The sequence below is a fragment of the Streptomyces sp. NPDC023541 genome (assembly GCF_055559995.1).
This window is the reverse complement of sequence record NZ_JBVHJO010000005.1, coordinates 426,327-443,014: the sequence shown is the minus strand read 5'-3', so window position 1 is coordinate 443,014 and position 16,688 is coordinate 426,327. Positions and strand designations below refer to the sequence as shown.

The 16,688-nt window shown below is 71.8% G+C and carries 13 protein-coding genes; 4 read left to right on the top strand and 9 right to left on the bottom strand.

All coding sequences use genetic code 11. From position 1 onward, the window contains the following. Positions 1–12 precede the first annotated feature (12 nt). Positions 13–2,019 carry a CocE/NonD family hydrolase gene (locus ACZ3X1_RS15630; protein ID WP_390075824.1) on the bottom strand — a complete coding sequence of 669 codons (2,007 nt, stop codon included), beginning with the start codon at positions 2,017–2,019 and terminating at the stop codon, positions 13–15. A gap of 510 nt (positions 2,020–2,529) precedes the next feature. Between ACZ3X1_RS15630 and ACZ3X1_RS15625 the strand changes: the two genes are divergently transcribed. From ACZ3X1_RS15625 to ACZ3X1_RS15610, 4 genes are all read left to right on the top strand, one after another. Beyond that, on the top strand, positions 2,530–3,540 hold the full coding sequence (locus tag ACZ3X1_RS15625) for a polyprenyl synthetase family protein (protein ID WP_356812044.1): 1,011 nt from the start codon (positions 2,530–2,532) through the stop codon (positions 3,538–3,540). Positions 3,541–3,779: 239 nt separating this feature from the next. Next, a complete protein-coding gene (locus ACZ3X1_RS15620; protein ID WP_467279987.1) occupies positions 3,780–4,991 on the top strand; it encodes a LolA family protein in 1,212 nt (403 codons plus the stop codon). 103 nt (positions 4,992–5,094) lie between these two features. Further along, a complete protein-coding gene (locus tag ACZ3X1_RS15615) occupies positions 5,095–5,298 on the top strand; it encodes a ribbon-helix-helix domain-containing protein (RefSeq protein WP_225884906.1) in 204 nt (67 codons plus the stop codon). Next, positions 5,295–5,714 (top strand): hypothetical protein, encoded by a 420-nt coding sequence (locus ACZ3X1_RS15610; RefSeq protein WP_356812046.1) that lies wholly within the window; start codon positions 5,295–5,297, stop codon positions 5,712–5,714. Before ACZ3X1_RS15615 ends, ACZ3X1_RS15610 begins: the two co-directional genes overlap by 4 nt. A gap of 69 nt (positions 5,715–5,783) precedes the next feature. On the opposite strand, the gene ACZ3X1_RS15605 is transcribed toward ACZ3X1_RS15610, so the two are convergent. The 8 genes from ACZ3X1_RS15605 to ACZ3X1_RS15570 all read right to left on the bottom strand — a co-directional run bounded on the left by ACZ3X1_RS15605 (position 5,784) and on the right by ACZ3X1_RS15570 (position 16,644). Next, on the bottom strand, positions 5,784–7,100 hold the full coding sequence (locus tag ACZ3X1_RS15605; RefSeq protein ID WP_467279986.1) for a M28 family metallopeptidase: 1,317 nt from the start codon (positions 7,098–7,100) through the stop codon (positions 5,784–5,786). 226 nt (positions 7,101–7,326) lie between these two features. Then, positions 7,327–8,271 (bottom strand): EamA family transporter RarD, encoded by a 945-nt coding sequence (gene rarD, locus ACZ3X1_RS15600; RefSeq protein WP_362625001.1) that lies wholly within the window; start codon positions 8,269–8,271, stop codon positions 7,327–7,329. A gap of 177 nt (positions 8,272–8,448) precedes the next feature. Further along, complete coding sequence (locus ACZ3X1_RS15595; RefSeq protein ID WP_467279985.1) at positions 8,449–9,303, bottom strand: SDR family oxidoreductase; 855 nt, start codon at positions 9,301–9,303, stop codon at positions 8,449–8,451. A 158-nt stretch (positions 9,304–9,461) separates the two neighbouring features. Continuing rightward, positions 9,462–10,541, bottom strand: coding sequence for a 2-oxoacid:ferredoxin oxidoreductase subunit beta (locus ACZ3X1_RS15590; RefSeq protein ID WP_467279984.1), 1,080 nt, complete (start codon positions 10,539–10,541; stop codon positions 9,462–9,464). Beyond that, positions 10,534–12,477, bottom strand: a complete 1,944-nt coding sequence (locus tag ACZ3X1_RS15585; RefSeq protein WP_362625004.1) for a 2-oxoacid:acceptor oxidoreductase subunit alpha — start codon at positions 12,475–12,477, stop codon at positions 10,534–10,536. Before ACZ3X1_RS15585 ends, ACZ3X1_RS15590 begins: the two co-directional genes overlap by 8 nt. Positions 12,478–12,628: 151 nt before the next feature. Next, entirely contained in the window at positions 12,629–13,288 is a 660-nt protein-coding gene (locus ACZ3X1_RS15580; RefSeq protein ID WP_030026962.1) for a response regulator transcription factor, read from the bottom strand. Positions 13,289–13,685: 397 nt separating this feature from the next. Further along, positions 13,686–14,987: a sensor histidine kinase gene (locus ACZ3X1_RS15575; protein WP_467279983.1), complete on the bottom strand. Its 1,302-nt coding sequence runs from the start codon at positions 14,985–14,987 to the stop codon at positions 13,686–13,688. Between the two features lie 475 nt (positions 14,988–15,462). Next, a complete protein-coding gene (locus tag ACZ3X1_RS15570) occupies positions 15,463–16,644 on the bottom strand; it encodes a sensor histidine kinase (protein ID WP_467279982.1) in 1,182 nt (393 codons plus the stop codon). Between the last annotated feature and the right edge of the window lie 44 nt (positions 16,645–16,688).

Sequence of the window (16,688 nt, the reverse complement as noted above, 5' to 3'; positions counted from 1 at the left end):
CTTCCGGCGCGCTCAGCCCGCCGCACGCGGGAGGCGGCGTTCCCACGTGCGGTGGAAGACCACCTCCTCCCCCTCCCGGCACACCACCTCGTTCGTCGTCAGGAAGCCGCCCTCGTCGCAGGAGATCTCCGAGGTGGTCTCCACCCGCGCGTCCCAGCCCGAGTCCGGCCGGTGGAGCCGGATCCGCCACTGCGAGCGGGTCCGGGCCGACAGCGGGTCCCCGTCCTGGATCTCGTACACCTCGGTGGCGTCCTCGGCGTACTCCAGGCCGTCCGGGTAGACCCGGGTGCCCCCGTGGCGCGGGTCCACCTCCAGCCGCCAGGTCCCGCGCGCGACGTCCCGTACGACCAGCCGCTCCGGGCGCGGCTCGTCCAGGGTCGCCGGGAACGAGACGCCCAGCGGCGTCGCCTGCTCCGGCGGCTCGAAGACGATCCCGGCCTCCCCGGCCGGGGAGGCCGCCCGCACCGGCAGGGTCACCGAGCTGCCCGCCGGGTCCAGCGTCCAGCCGGCCCCGGACCCGGCCCGCGGCCAGATCCACGGCCAGTACGCGGAGGACACCGCGAGGCGGATCCGGTGCCCCGGTGTGAAGGCGTGGCCGATGCCGTTCAGCTCGAAGGTGACGTCCTCGTACGAGCCCACCGGCCACGGCACGGCCCGGTCCCGGCCCTGGCGGGCGGAGAGGTTCAGCGCGCCCCGCGTGACCAGCGTCGAGGAGCCGTCCGGGGCGACGTCGCACAGCCGGGCGACGACCTGCCCGTAGGGCACGTCGAGCCGCAGCCGCAGGGTCACCGACGGCCGGCCCAGGATCTCCACCGGCTCCCCGCCGCCCACCGGGAACTCGAAGCAGGCCGACTTCGCGTCCTCCTCCCGCTGGTCCGGCGGCAGGTCGGCGTCGTTGCCGAAGGGGAGGAAGCGGCCCGCGTCCAGCCCGGTGTGCTGCGGGGAGGCGACGGCCACCGGCCCGCCCTGGAACACGTACGGGACGGGGATCACGGTCGGCGAGGGCCAGGCCTTCTCGCCGACCCAGCGCCCCGGCAGCTCCTCGTAGACCGTCGCCGGCGGGTGGGCGTCGCTGATCCAGGCACGGAGCAGCGGCTCGTCCGTCACCCCGTTGTCGGCCCCCTTCAGCCAGTGGTCCCACCAGCGCAGGGTCTCCTGGAGGAAGCCGATCGCGGGTCCCGGCGCAAGCCCGCGGTCCGGGTACTGGTGCGACCAGGGGCCGATCAGGCCCCGTACGCGTGCGGACGGCAGGTGCTCGACCAGCCGCAGCACGGTGTCCCGGGACGGATCGTGCCAGCCGCCGACCGCGAGCACGGCCGCACCGATCGCCCCGTAGTCCTCGCAGACGCTGCCGTGGCGCCAGTAGGCGTCGCGGGTCTGGTGCGAGAGCCAGGTGTGGATCAGCGGTTCCACTGCCGCCAGCCGGTCCAGCCACTGGGCGCGCCAGCCGTCACCGGCATAGTGCGGGTCCGGCGGCCGGGAGGCGAAGGCCAGCATGGTCGCCGCCCACGCGTGCGTGTCCACGGCGAGCACCGAGCCGCCCATGTAGTGCCCGTCGTTGTCGTAGCGGTCGTCCGTCGAGCAGACGGTGACGACCGCCTTGAGCGGTTCGGGGGCGAGGGCGGCGATCTGGAGGGAGTTGCACCCGCCCCACGAGATCCCGAACATCCCCACCGACCCCGTGCACCACTCCTGCGCCGCCAGCCACTCCACCACCGCGACCCCGTCGGCGAGCTCGCGGGCGTCGTACTCGTCGCCCGGCAGGCCGCCGCTGCACCCGTGCCCGCGCACGTCGACCCGTACGGAGGCGTAGCCGTGGCCCGCGTACCAGGGATGGCGCTGCCAGTCGCGCGGCGCGGTCCAGTCGGTGAGCCGGTGGGGGAGGTACTCCAGCAGGGCCGGGACGGGCTCGTCGGTCACGGGGCGCCAGATCCGGGCGTACAGCTCCACTCCGTCGGGGAGCGGGATCCGGACATCCTCGTGCGTGGTGCCGTACGGGAACTCGGTGCGGATGCTCATTGGTTCTGCCACCAATCGCCTCGGCCGCAGCCGTGGCCGTAGACCTTGACCACCTGGGCCTGGATGCCGTTGGCCGGCGCGCCTCGAAGACGCCGGGCGCCGAGGCGTGCCGGCCGGCGGGGAAGCCGAAGCCCATCGTCAGGCACCCGGCGATCGCCGAAAGGGTGGCGAGCACGACGGCGGCAAAGCCCCAGTGCCGACTCTTGTGCTCGCGCCGAGCCGGCCGGTGGCGGTGGCGGGCAGACGCAATCGTCCCGGGGCGGCGGCTGTTCGGCCGCCGGATCCGAGGGCTCGTCCGTCTCGGTCACGGTTCTGCGCAAAACGTACTCTCCGGGTCTTTCGGCTCCTCCCGAACATACCGGTGCTCATCGGGCAGTGTGGGGAGGGTGGCCGGGAAGGCCCTCTCGGTGATCGAAAACGGACCCGATACGCTGGCTTGAGTGATGGCAGCGACACATCGACAATCCATGTGATCGTCAGCGTGATCGTCAGCAGACAGGAGTACCCCTCGTGACCGTCGTCGGGCCGTTCGGACTGAGCGTGCGGGACCAGGCTCTTGAGACCGATGTCCAGGCCGGACTGGCCGCCGTCGAGGCGGGTCTGCTGGAAGCCACCAAGAGCGAAGTCCCCTTCATCACCGAGGCCGCACAGCACCTGGTGCGGGCCGGGGGCAAGCGGTTCCGGCCGCTGCTCGTCATGCTCGCGTCCCGTTTCGGCGACCCCTACGCGCCCGGGATCGTCCCGTCCGCCGTGGTCGTGGAGCTCACCCACCTGGCGACGCTCTACCACGACGACGTCATGGACGAGGCCGACGTACGCCGCGGCGTGGAGAGCGCCAACGCCCGCTGGGGCAACTCGGTGGCCGTCCTGACGGGTGACTTCCTCTTCGCCCGTGCCTCGCACATCCTGGCCGACCTCGGGCCCGAGGCCGTCCGCATCCAGGCCGAGGCCTTCGAGCGGCTCGTCACGGGCCAGATCCTGGAGACGGCCGGGCCGCGCGACGGCCGCGACCCCGTCGCCCACTACCTCGACGTCATCGCCGGCAAGACCGGCTCGCTGATCGCGGTCTCCGGCCGCTTCGGCGCGCTGATGTCCGGTGCCGACGAGTCGGTCGTCGACATCCTGACCCAGTACGGGGAGCGGCTCGGCACCGCCTTCCAGCTCGCCGACGACGTCCTCGACATCGCCTCCGACGCGCACGAGTCCGGCAAGACCCCGGGTACCGACCTGCGCGAGGGCATCCCGACGCTGCCCGTGCTGCGGCTGCGCGAGATGGCCGCGAGGGACGGCCGCGCGGAGGACCTGGAGCTCGTCACGCTGCTGGACGGCGACCTGACGGACGACGCCCGCCACGCCGAGGTGCTCACCCGGCTGCGGGCGCACCCCGCCCTGGAGCAGGCCCGGCGCGACACCGTCCGGTACGCGGAGGACGCGCGCGCCACGCTCGCACCGCTGCCCGAGTGCTTCGCGAAGGCGGCTCTGGAGGAGCTGTGTGACGCGGTGGTGCACCGCGCCGGCTGACGACCGCGGGCGGGCGGGCGCGCCCGACGCCGCCGGACGGGCCCTCCGCCCGCCGACCCCTACGGGTCGGGGGAGGAGGGCCCGTTCCGTGTCATCCCACGGTCGTACGCCCAGTTGCTTCCGGGGACTGACGCCCCGACGCCGCCGTTTTGGTCAGATGGAGTCATCAACCCCACCGGATCGGGTGAGCGCGGCGACACGCGGATCGCCGCAGTCGACACAGAGGGCAGGGCACTGACATGGCAGCGAACACGAAGACTTCTCGCAAGGTCGCACGGTACGCCGTACCGGTCGCGGTGGCGGGTGTCGCCGCGGCGACCGTGGCGATGGTCCCGGCCTTCGCCAACGCCGGCGGGCCCGACCTGCCCAAGGTGACGGCGCAGCAGCTGATCGAGAAGGTCGCCGCCTCGGACGTGGAGCAGCTGTCGGGGACGGCCAAGATCAGCACCGACCTGGGCCTGCCGAAGATCGCCTCCGGGCTCCTCGGCGGCGGCGGTGTCGCGGGCGGCTCGGCGAACCCGGAGGACAAGGTCGCGCAGCTGGCGAACGGCACCCACACCTTCCGCGTGGCGGCCGACGGCGAGGACCGCCAGCGGCTCACCTTCCTGGACGGCAAGGACGAGTACAGCCTCATCCACAACGGCGACGACGTGTGGGGCTACGACTCCAAGTCGAACGAGGTCTTCCACGAGAAGGCGTCCCCGGCGGACAGGGCGGGCAAGGGCGAGGGCAAGGAGCACAAGACCGGTGACCGGCTGACCGCCTCCCCCCAGAAGCTCGCCGAGGAGATCCTCGCGGCCGCCGGTCCCACCACGGACGTCAGCGTGGGCGAGACCGCTCAGGTGGCCGGCCGGGACGCCTACCAGCTGGTGCTCAAGCCCAAGCAGGCCGGCTCGACGGTCGGATCGGTGCAGATCGCGGTGGACGCCGAGAACGGCGTGCCGCTGCGCGTGCAGCTGCTCTCGGCGCAGGGCGGCAAGCCGATCGTGGACGCCGGCTTCACCAAGGTGGACTTCGCCAAGCCGGCCGCCGACACCTTCGCCTTCACCCCGCCCAAGGGCGCCAAGGTGACCGAGGGCGCGGACGGGCACGGCAAGGGCGGCAAGGACGGCGCGTTCAAGGCGCTGGAGTCCTTCCCGGGCCTGGACGGCCTGGCCGGCGGTCCGGGGGGCAAGGGCGACGTGAAGGTGCTCGGCGAGGGCTGGGCGACGATCGCGCGCATCGACTCCGGCGCCGGCAAGAGCCTCAAGGACCTGGAGAACGACAAGAACGCCCCCAAGGAGGCCAAGCAGTTCCTCGACTCCCTGGGGGACAAGGTCAACGGGAAGTTCGGTGAGGGCCGGGTCCTGTCGACCCGCCTGTTCAACGTCCTGGTCACCGACGACGGCAAGGTCTACGCCGGCGCGGTCACCAAGGACTCGCTGGTGAAGGCGGCCGACGCCAACAAGTAGCCGCACCGTGCGGTGAGCGCCGAGGGTGGGCGGGGACTGTGTCCCTGCCCACCCTTGCGTCGTTGTCGCTGCCCGTACAGCGCGTCCGCTGTACGGTGTTGGCATGTCGAGACACGTCACCATCCGCCTGGACGAAGAGTTCCACGAGCGCCTCAAGGCGCGCGCGGCGGCACTGGGGACGACGGTCACCGCTCTGATCACAGAGGTCACGGAGCGCGAACTCGACGAGGACCGGAAGAACTTCCTCTCCGGCATAGAGGAGTTCGCCGATCACTGGGGCTACTTCCAGGAGCGGTTCGGCAATTGAAGATCACCATGGAGTGGGCCTGGACCGCTCTGGCCCACCATCTCCCCTCAGATCCCGCGGTGTGGGATCCCTCCGGGGTGGCCGCTGCGGTCGCCCGGCACCAGAACGACCTGGTCCTGGTGCCAGAACAGCCCGCCCCGGACACCGCGTGGCGGGCCGCCGCGTTTCTGCACACCCTCGCGGTCTGCCCGGCGCTGGAATCACCGATGAACGAGTTCTACGCGGCTGCGGCGACCCGCTCGTACCTGCGCGTGGCCGGGGCCGCGAAGCTGCCCTCGCCGGAGGAGCTCGGCGACCTGGTCGAGGCGGCGAAGCTGGGCCGCGCGGACATCGCGGCCGTGGCCGAGGAGCTGCGGGCCCGGATCAGGGAGCCGCTGGAGGCCTCGTCGCAGGCCGCCCGCGCCGAGGACGCCTGAGCTCCGGCAGCGATCCGGGTGGATCGTGCCGGAGCCCTGGAGAGAGGCCGGGGCCGGGCCCCGGGTCGGCTAGAAGGTGATCTTCCAGCTGTTGATGTAGCCGACGTCCTGCGCGGCCGAGTCCTTGACCCGCAGCTTCCAGACGCCGTTCGCGACCTCGCTGGAGGCGTTGACGGTGTACGACTGCACGAGGTTGTCGGCGCTGCCGCCGGAGCGGTTGTGCAGGCCGTAGACCGTGCCGTCGGGGGCGAGCAGGTCGACCACCAGGTCACCGCGGTAGGTGTGGACGATGTTCACGTCCACCTTCGTGGTGGCCGGCGCGTTGCCCGTGACGCCCGAGACCGTGATCGGCGAGGTGACCGCCGCGGCGGGGGAGTCCGGGATGGTCACGTCCGCGGTGTTCTCGAAGGACGGGCCCGGCGGAACCGGGGTGGAGGCGCCCAGGTTCCAGATCGCGTAGGCGATGGCGTCGGCGTTGCGGTCCAGGGCGGTGTCGTTGATGTTCGCGGTGTTGTCGCAGGAGGAGTGGTAGCAGCGGTCGAAGGACTGGCCGGCGGTGCCGCCCCACTTCTGCGCCTGCGCGGAGGACTTGGTGTTGCTGGCCCCGGTGAACAGGCCGCCGACCGGTATGCCCACGTTCTTGAAGGAGGCGTGGTCGGAGCGGCCGTCGCCCTCGGTCTCGATCTCGGTGGGGACGCCGATGCCCGCGTAGTAGTTCTTGAAGGTCTGCTCGATCGTCGGGTCGTCGTCGTAGACGAAGTAGCCCGGGTTGGGCGAGCCGATCATGTCGAAGTTCAGGTACCCGGCGAACTTGGCCCGCTCGGCCGCCGGCAGGTTGTTGACGTAGTACTTCGACCCGACCAGCCCCAGCTCCTCCGCGCCCCACCAGCCGAAGCGCAGGTGCTTGGTGGGCTGCAGCCCGGCCCTGGAGACGGCGAGGGCCGTTTCCAGGACGGCTGCGCTGCCGGAGCCGTTGTCGTTGATGCCCGCGCCCGAGGTGACGGAGTCGAGGTGCGCGCCGGCCATCAGGACCGAGTCGGGGTCGCCGCCCGGCCAGTCGGCGATCAGGTTGTAGCCCGTGGCGCCGCTGGAGGTGAAGGTCTGCAGCGTCGTGGTGAAGCCCGCGGCGTCGAGCTTGGCCTTCACGTAGTCGATCGAGGCCTTGTAGCCGGCCCGGCCGTGGGCGCGGTTGCCGCCGTTGTTGGCGGCGATGGTCGAGAGCTGCGCCAGGTGGGCCTTGACGTTGGCCACTGGGATGTCGGGCGGGGTCGGCGCCGCGGCGACCGCCGTGGGGGCGGCGAGGGCGGCGGGGGCGGCGGAGGCGAACAGGCCGGCGACCGCGAGAGCGGTCACGGCAGCGAGGCGCCGGGAGACGGACAGGCTCATGTGGGGGCTCCGGGATTCCGCTGGGGATATGACGGAACGAGCGAGATAGAGCAGGTGAGCGTTAGTGCGTCAGTGCGAGCCTGATGGTCGGCGAGAATATGACTGTCCGTCAAGACCATAATTCGGTCAGGGCAGTTCGGAAAACGGACGATCCCCGGTACGGGGGTTCCGTACCGGGGATCGTGGGGCCCGGGGCGTTTGCCGGTGCGCGCCCTGCCGGGCGGCGCTACGCGGGTTCGCGGGCCGGTGCCGGGGCGACCACGGGAACCGCCTCCAGTCGGGCACGGGAGCGCCGCGCCGTCCGCAGCGCGTCCCAGGTCAGGAGGGCCAGCGCGGCCCACACCAGGGAGAAGCCGGCCCAGCGCTCGGGCGGCATGGCCTCGTGGAAGTACAGGACGCCGAGCCCGAACTGGAACACCGGGGCCATGTACTGCAGCAACCCCAGGGTGGACAGCGGGACCCGGATGGCGGCGGCCCCGAAGAACACCAGCGGGATCGCCGTGACCAGTCCGGTCGCGGCCAGCAGCAGCGCGTGGCCGGCGCCCTGCGAGGTGAAGCTGGACCGGCCCTGCGCGCCCAGCCACAGCAGGTAGCCGAGGGCCGGGAGGAACAGCATGGCCGTCTCGGCGGCCAGCGACTCCAGCCCGCCCATGTTGAGCTTCTTCTTGATCAGCCCGTACGTCGCGAAGGAGCACGCCAGGACCAGCGAGATCCACGGCGGCCGTCCGTAGCCGACGGCGAGCACGAGCACGGCGGCGAAGCTGATGCCGACGGCCACCCACTGCACGCGGCGCAGCCGCTCGCCCAGCACCAGCACGCCCATGGCGATGCTGACCAGCGGGTTGATGAAGTAGCCGAGGCTCGACTCGACGACGTGGCCGTTGTTGACCGACCAGATGTACAGGCCCCAGTTCACGCTGATCACCGAAGCGGCCAGCGCGGTCAGGCCGAGCTTGCGCGGCCGGCGCAGCAGCTCCCGTATCCAGCCCCAGCGGCGTACCGCGAGCAGTGCCAGGCCGACCACGGCCAGGGACCAGGTCATGCGGTGGGCGAGGATCTCGACGGCCCCGGCGGGCATCAGGAGCGGCCAGAAGAGGGGCACCAGCCCCCACATCCCGTAAGCGCCGAATCCGTAGAGCAAACCCGCGCGCTGCTCGTTCCCTGCCTTCACGGGACCTCCTGTGCGACTTCCGGCCAATTTCACGACGGTATCGCCGCACGGCCCGGATGTCATGGCCGTCATTGCGAGATACTCATGACACCTTTCGGTGCGCCCGTGTCCGTACGGAGGTGCTGGCCGCTCGGGAACCGCCGGGAGCCGAACGGGAGCCGCCCGAGTCCGCCCAGGTCAGGCCAGCGCGGCGCCGATCGCCGCGGCGACCGGGGTCGTCGGGCGCCCGATCAGCCGGGCCAGGTCCCCGCTGGTGCCCGCCAGCCGGCCCCGTGCGATCGCCGCGTCCACGTCGACGATGATCGCCGCGAAGCCCTCGGGCACCCCGGCGCCCGTCAGGATCCGCAGGTGCTCGTCCGCCGGGACCTCGGTGTACGCGATCTCCCTGCCGCTGAGCGCAGACACCTCGGCCGCGTACTCCCCGAGGCTCCACGCGGCGTCGCCGGAGAGTTCGTAGATCTGGTTCAGGTGCCCCTCGCCGGTGAGCACCACGGCCGCGGCGGCCGCGTAGTCGGCGCGTGCCGCCGAGGCGACCCGGCCCTGTCCCGAGCTGCCCACGACCGCTCCGTGCCCGAGGACGGCCGGCAGCTCGCGGGTGTAGTTCTCGTGGTACCAGCCGTTGCGCAGGAAGGTGTAGGGGAGTCCGGAGCCGAGGACGGCCCGCTCGGTGGCGGTGTGCTCGGCGGCGAGCTCGAAGTCGGCCTCCGGGCCGCCGAGGATGCCGGTGTAGGCCAGCTGCGCCACACCCGCCGCCTTGGCGGCGTCGATCACGGCGGTGTGCTGGGCGACGCGCCGCCCGATCTCGTTGCCGGAGATCAGCAGCACCCGGTCGCCGGGCTCGAAGGCGCGGGCCAGAGCCGCCGGGTCGTCGTAGTCGGCGACGCGCACCTCGATGCCCAGGGCGGCCAGGCCGGCGGCCTTCTCCTCGTCGCGGACGACGACGGCGACGCGGTCGGCGGGGACCCGTTCCAGCAGTTCCCCGACGACGAGACGGCCGAGGGCTCCGGTGGCGGCGGTGACGACGATGCTCATGAGTGCTCTCCTCGTTGGGCGACAGCGCCAGCCTACGGTAAGCGCTAACTTTTGGAAAGCGCTATATAGGGGGTAGTGGCCAGGTGGGCGGGCCGCTCATGCCGAAGCCCGGGCCCATGAGGGGCCCGGGCTTCCGGCGGCCGTGTCGCGCGGGTGGGTCAGCCGACGACGGTCCAGGTGTCGTTGCCGTTCAGCAGCGCGCCGAGGTCTCCCTTGCCGCTGCGGTCGACGGCGGCGTCGAGCTGGTCGGCCATGAGCGTGTCGTAGACCGGCCGTTCGACGCTGCGGAAGACACCGATCGGGGTCCGGTGCAGGGTGTCCGGGTCGGCGAGGCGGGAGAGCGCGAACGCCGTGGTGGGGCTGGCGGTCCGGGCGTCGTGGACCAGGACCCGCCCCTCGTTGGCGGGGGTCACGTCGACGACCTCCAGGTCCCCGGTGGCCTGGTTGCGCACGACGCCCTTCTCGTCGTCCGCGCCGAACCGGATCGGCCGGCCGTGCTCCAGCCTGATCACCGCCTCGCGCGCCCGGTCCCTGTCCTTGAGGACCTCGAAGGCGCCGTCGTTGAAGATGTTGCAGTTCTGGTAGATCTCGACGAGCGCCGTGCCCTGGTGGTCGGCCGCCTGGCGCAGCACCTCGGTGAGGTGCTTGCGGTCGGAGTCGACGGTGCGGGCGACGAAGGAGGCCTCGGCGCCGATCGCCAGCGACACCGGGTTGAAGGGCGCGTCGAGCGAGCCCATCGGTGTCGACTTGGTGATCTTGCCGACCTCGGAGGTGGGGGAGTACTGGCCCTTGGTCAGCCCGTAGATCCGGTTGTTGAAGAGCAGGATCTTCAGGTTGACGTTGCGGCGCAGCGCGTGGATGAGGTGGTTGCCGCCGATGGAGAGCGCGTCGCCGTCACCCGTGACCACCCACACCGACAGGTCGCGGCGGGAGGTGGCGAGGCCCGTCGCGATGGCGGGGGCCCGGCCGTGGATCGAGTGCATCCCGTAGGTGTTCATGTAGTACGGGAAGCGGGAGGAGCATCCGATGCCGGAGACGAAGACGATGTTCTCCTTCGCCAGTCCCAGCTCGGGCATGAAGCCCTGGACCGCGGCGAGCACGGCGTAGTCACCGCAGCCCGGGCACCAGCGGACCTCCTGGTCCGACTTGAAGTCCTTCATCGACTGCTTGCTCTCGGCCTTGGGTACCAGCGAGAGCAGGGTCCGCGCCCCGTCGGTCGCCTCCGTCACCTCAGTCATCGATGGCCTCCTTGAGGACCTTGGCGAGCTGCTCGGCCTTGAACGGCATTCCGTTGACCTGGTTGTACGACTGGGCGTCGACCAGGTATTTCGCCCGGATCAGGGTGGCGAGCTGCCCGAGGTTCATCTCCGGCACCACTACCTTCTCGTAACGCTCCAGGACCTCGCCGAGATTCCTGGGGAAGGGGTTGAGGTGGCGCAGGTGGGCCTGGGCGACGGACAGCCCGGCGCCCCTGACCCGGCGGACCGCGGCGGTGATGGGGCCGTAGGTGGAACCCCAGCCGAGGACCAGGGTGGTGGCGCCGCCCGGGTCGTCGACATCGAGTTCGGGCACCTCGATGCCGTCGACCTTGGCCTGGCGGGTGCGCACCATGAAGTCGTGGTTGGCCGGGTCGTACGAGATGTTGCCCGTGCCGTCCTGCTTCTCGATGCCGCCGATGCGGTGCTCCAGGCCGGGGGTGCCGGGGACCGCCCAGGGCCGGGCCAGCGTCTGCGGATCCCGCTTGTAGGGCCAGAAGACCTCGGTGCCGTCGGCGAGCGTGTGGTTCGTGGCGGCGGCGAACTTGACCTTCAAGTCCGGCAGGTCCGCGACCTCCGGGATCCGCCACGGCTCGGAGCCGTTGGCGAGGTAGCCGTCGGAGAGCAGGAAGACCGGCGTCCGGTAGGTCAGCGCGATCCGGGCCGCGTCGAGGGCGGCGTCGAAGCAGTCCGCCGGGGTCCGCGGCGCCACGATGGGGACGGGCGCCTCGCCGTTGCGGCCGTACATGGCCTGGAGGAGGTCCGCCTGCTCGGTCTTCGTCGGCAGGCCGGTGGAGGGGCCGCCGCGCTGGATGTCCACGATCAGCAGAGGGAGTTCCAGCGACACCGCGAGACCGATCGTCTCCGACTTGAGCGCCACGCCGGGGCCGGAGGTGGTGGTGACCCCGAGCGCCCCGCCGAAGGCCGCGCCGAGGGCCGCCCCGATGCCGGCGATCTCGTCCTCGGCCTGGAAGGTCCGCACGCCGAAGTTCTTGTGCTTCGACAGCTCGTGCAGGATGTCCGAGGCCGGGGTGATGGGGTAGGAGCCCAGGTAGAGGGGCAGATCGGCCTGCTGGCTCGCGGCGATGAGGCCGTAGGAGAGGGCAAGGTTCCCGGAGATGTTGCGGTAGGTGCCGGTGGGGAAGGCCTGGGTCGCCGGCGCCACCTCGTAGGAGACCGCGAAGTCCTCCGTCGTCTCCCCGAAGTTCCAACCGGCGCGGAACGCCACGATGTTCGCCTCGGCGATCTCGGGCTTCTTCGCGAACTTCTGCCGCAGGAAGCTCTCCGTGGCCTCGGTGGGCCGGTGGTACATCCACGACAGCAGGCCCAGCGCGAACATGTTCTTGCTGCGCTCGGCCTCCTTGCGGGAGAGCCCGAAGTCCTTCAGCGCCTCCACCGTCAGCGTGGTCAGCGGCACCGGGTGCAGGTTGTAGGCGGCCAGCGAGCCGTCCTCCAGCGGCGAGGTCTCGTACCCGACCTTGGCCATGGGGCGCTTGGTGAACTCGTCCGTGTTGACGATGATCTCCGCGCCGCGCGGCACGTCGGCGATGTTCGCCTTCAGGGCGGCCGGGTTCATCGCCACCAGCACGTTCGGCGCGTCGCCGGGGGTGAGGATGTCGTGGTCGGCGAAGTGGAGCTGGAAGGAGGACACACCCGGCAGGGTGCCGGCGGGGGCGCGGATCTCGGCCGGGAAGTTGGGCAGCGTCGACAGGTCGTTCCCGAACGACGCCGTCTCCGAGGTGAACCGGTCACCGGTGAGCTGCATACCGTCACCGGAGTCACCGGCGAACCGGATGATCACCCGATCGAGACGCCGTACTTCCTTGCCGTCCGGACTCCCCGGAATGCGCTGTCCACCGACAACCGCACCCCCGGCCCCGTCGGCCTGCTCGGCTGGGCTGCTGACCTGGCTGGTCACTGAACTGGACCTCCTTCGAGGCGTGAGCACCCCCATAACCCACCCTACGACGGTAGGGATCAGGCCCCCAGGAGCGACCACATTCTGGACCGTAGGACCGCCCCTTGAGACGACCCGACCGGTATGCCGTATCTGACAGAGTGTCAGTCGATCAAGATTTCAGGTAGGTGAGAACGGCCAGAACCCGCCGGTGATCCCCGTCACTCGGCGAGAGGCCCAGTTTCATGAAGATGTTGCTGACGTGCTTCTCCACCGCTCCGTCGCTCACGACCAGCTGCTTCGCCACGGCGGAATTCGTACGGCCCTCGGCCATCAGCCCGAGCACCTCGCGCTCGCGCGGCGTCAGACCCGCCAGCACGTCCTGCTTCCGGCTGCGCCCGAGCAGCTGGGCGACGACCTCGGGGTCCAGGGCCGTACCGCCCCGGGCCACCCGGACCACCGCGTCCAGGAACTCCCGCACCTCGGCCACCCGGTCCTTGAGCAGATATCCCACTCCGGTACTGGAACCGGCCAGGAGCTCGGTGGCGTACTGCTCCTCCACGTACTGCGACAGCACGAGCACGCCTATCCCGGGGTGATCGCGGCGCAGCCGTACGGCGGCCCGTACGCCCTCGTCGGTGTGCGTCGGCGGCATCCGCACGTCCGCGACCACCACGTCCGGCAGCGCATCCTCGGCAGCCAGCTCCGCCACCGTCTTGATCAGGGCTTCCGCGTCCCCGACGCCCGCCACGACGTCATGCCCCCGGTCGGTCAGCAACCGGGTCAGGCCCTCGCGCAGCAGCACTGAATCCTCGGCGATGACCACCCGCACCCTGTCTTCCACGACTCAGCAGCTCCCGCATCACTCGTTCCCGTACTGCCCGACCCAGCCAAGCATCCCAGCCTTAAGTCCCGGTGAAGGCAGAGCCGGGAGAACAGGTGGGCGTACGGGGGCGAGTTTTCGCATGCCGAGCGGATGGAAGCCCAGAGTCCGGATTTGCCGCTGCCGGCGCCGGCGATTCCGGCTCCGCCGGCGTGCGCGGCCCTGCGTTCGGCGGGGACGGCGCCGCGCCGTTTCAGCCCCGTCGGCGTTTGAGGCGATGCGGCGCGGCGCCCGGGGAAGCGGCGCCGAGCCGGACGCACGAACGGGACCCCCGCCCACCCGGACGGGGGTCCCGGCGCCCCGGGCCGGCCCGGGCTGCCGCGGGCTCGCCGGGGCTGCCGCGGGCCTACGCCCGCCACGGCAGCTCGGCGGTCACCGTCGTCCCTCCACCGTCCGGGGAGTCGACGACCAGCACCCCGTCCACGGCGTCCAGCCGCTCGGCGAGCCCGGCCAGCCCGCTCCCGTCGGAAGCGTCCGCCCCGCCCCGGCCGTCGTCGGCGACCTGCAGCAGCAGCCGCCCCCCGGACTTCCACACGTCCACCGAGGCGGACCGGGCCCCGGCGTGCTTGCTGATGTTCTGCAGCAGCTCCGAGACCGTGAAGTACGCGATCCCCTCGATCGCCGCGGTCGGCCGGGCCGGGAGGTCCACGGCCACCCGTACCGGCACGGCGCACCGCGCCGCCACCGCCGACAGCGCCGCGTCCAGTCCCCGGTCGGTCAGCACCGCCGGGTGGATCCCGCGGGCCAGGTCCCGCAGCTCCTGCAGGGCGATCTTCACCTCGCCGTGCGCCTCGTCCACCATGCGGGCGGCCGCCCGCGGGTCCTCGGCCAGCTTCTCCCGGGCCATCCCCAGGTCCATGGCCAGCGAGACCAGCCGGGCCTGCGCGCCGTCGTGCAGGTCCCGTTCGATGCGACGCAGGTCGGCGGCGGCGGTGTCCACGACGACCCCCCGGTCGGACTCCAGCTCGCTGACCCTGCTGTCCAGCCGGGACGCCCCGAGCAGACCGCCGACCATGACCCGGTCGACGGTGGTCAGCGCCCGGATCACCCACGGGGTGGCGAGGGTGAAGGCCAGTCCGACCAGGCAGGTGAGGGCGATCTCGCCGGGGGAGTCGAGGTAGAAGGAGTAGTCGCCGTTCTGGAAGAGCTGGAGCCCGGGCTGGTCGGTGTAGGCCGGGAAGACCCAGAACCACAGCGGGTACAGCAGGTACGCCCAGCCGGCCGCCCAGAACGTCAGTGCCAGGCAGAAACCGAACACCGCCCACGGGAAGTGGATCACCGAGTACAGCAGGTGCCGCCAGGCGCTCCCGCTCTTGAGCACCGCGCCCACGGCGGCCAGCGGCCCGCTCTTCTTCGCCCGGATCGGCGCCGGCTCGGCGATGTCCGCCCCCAGCAGCGCGCGCACCCGGGCCCGCTCCAGCCGCCCGAACCCACGGCACATCGCGAGGACGCCCGCCAGGACCGGCACGCCGAGGAAGGTGACGAGCAGCCCGGCGCCGAGGCTCACGCCCGTGATGGCGAGCGAGAAGTACAGCGTGCTCAGCGGCAGCCCGACCAGCAGGTACGCGAACTCCCGCCAGGTCCGCCCCGCCACCGGGGCCCACAGCACCGCCCCGGCACCCCCACGCCTGCCCTTGCCGTCGTCCATCTCCCGACCCGCCCTTCCGCTCCTCGACTACGCCCCACCCTCGCCCCCGCCCCCACCCCGAGACCATGCGGCGAGTAGGCATCTCCACCCGGGGGTTAACCCCACCCCGCGGCCCCGAGCGACCCAGCCCCGCCGCCCAGTCCAGCCCCGCCGGCGTTGGAGGCGCGGGGTCTGGCGCGGCGCCCGCTCCCTCCGGCCGTGTCGGGGCCGTGGCCCGGTCTTCCGGAGCCCGCCGCACCATTTCAGCCCCGCCGGCGTTTGAGGCGCGGGTCTGGGGCGGCGCCCCAGGAAACGGCGCCGTGCCCGGCAGGCGAACGGGACTCCCGCCCACCCGGACGGGAGTCCCGCAAAATCAGCCAGCCAGCCAGCCGGCCAGCCGGCCAGCCGGCCAGCCGGCCAGCCGGCCAGCCGGCCAGCCGGCCAGCCGGCCAGCCAGCCGGCCAGCCACCCAGCCCGGCCGCGGCGCGGCGAGACCTCAGCGGCGGTCACGCCACGGCAGCTCCGCCGTCACCACCGTCCCCTCCCCCTCGGGGGAGTCCACCACCAGCACCCCGTCCACCGCATCGAGCCGCTCCGCCAGCCCCGCCAGCCCGCTCCCGCCGGACGTATCCGCTCCGCCCCGTCCGTCGTCCGACACCCGGATGACCAGCCGGGCCCCCGCCCGCCACACCTCCACGGTCGCGCCCCGCGCCCTCGCGTGCTTGCTCACGTTCTGCAGCAGCTCGGACACCACGAAGTACGCGATCCCCTCGATCGCCTCCGCCGGCCGGGCCTCCTGCCCCGACGGCAGGTCGACCAGCACCTTCACCGGCACCACGCACCGCGCCGCCACCGACGACAGCGCCGCGTCCAGCCCCCGGTCGGTCAGCACCGCCGGGTGGATCCCGCGCGCCAGGTCCCGCAGCTCCTGGAGGGCCAGCTTCACCTCCCCGTGGGCCTCGTCGACCATCGCCGCCGCGCCCTCCGGGTCCTCCAGCAGCTTCTCCTTCGCCAGGCCCAGCCCCATCGCCAGCGCGACCAGCCGCGCCTGCGCCCCGTCGTGCAGATCCCGTTCGATGCGCCGCAGGTCCGCCGCCGCGGTGTCGACCACCACGCCCCGGTCGGACTCCAGCTCCGCGATCCGCCGCTCCAGGCCGTCGGAGGGGGACAGCAGGCCCCGTGCCATCGCCCGGTCCGCGTTCGCCAGCAGCCGCACCAGATACGGCAGCACCGGCCACAGCACGAACAGGCCGGTCAGGACTACCGTGAAGGTGAGTACCCCCCAAGGCAGCCGGATCAGCTGGTAGAGCACGGTCCGCCAGCCGACCGGATCCTTGATGCTCGTCCACAGCCAGGGGAAGAACCCGCCGGACCGACGCGGCCCGGGGATCGGGGTCGGCTCCTCCACCCGTACGCCCAGCAGCCACCGCGCCCGGGCCCGCTCCAGCCGTCCCCATTGCCGAGACAGAAAGAGACCGACCGCCAGCAAAGGAAGTCCGATCGCGGTCACGGAAAGACCGCCCGTGGTGGAAACCATGACAACCGCGTAAACGAATCCGATGATCCCCTCTGGCAGGTTGGTCACCAGATGGGCGATTTCCCTCCATGTGACGGCACTGAATACGGGCCGCACGGGAGGAGGCCGATCGTTGTCGGGGATGACATGGCTCGTGGTCATGCGCCACAGCCTGTCAAGCCGGGTCCCCCGATGCCATGGGGTGT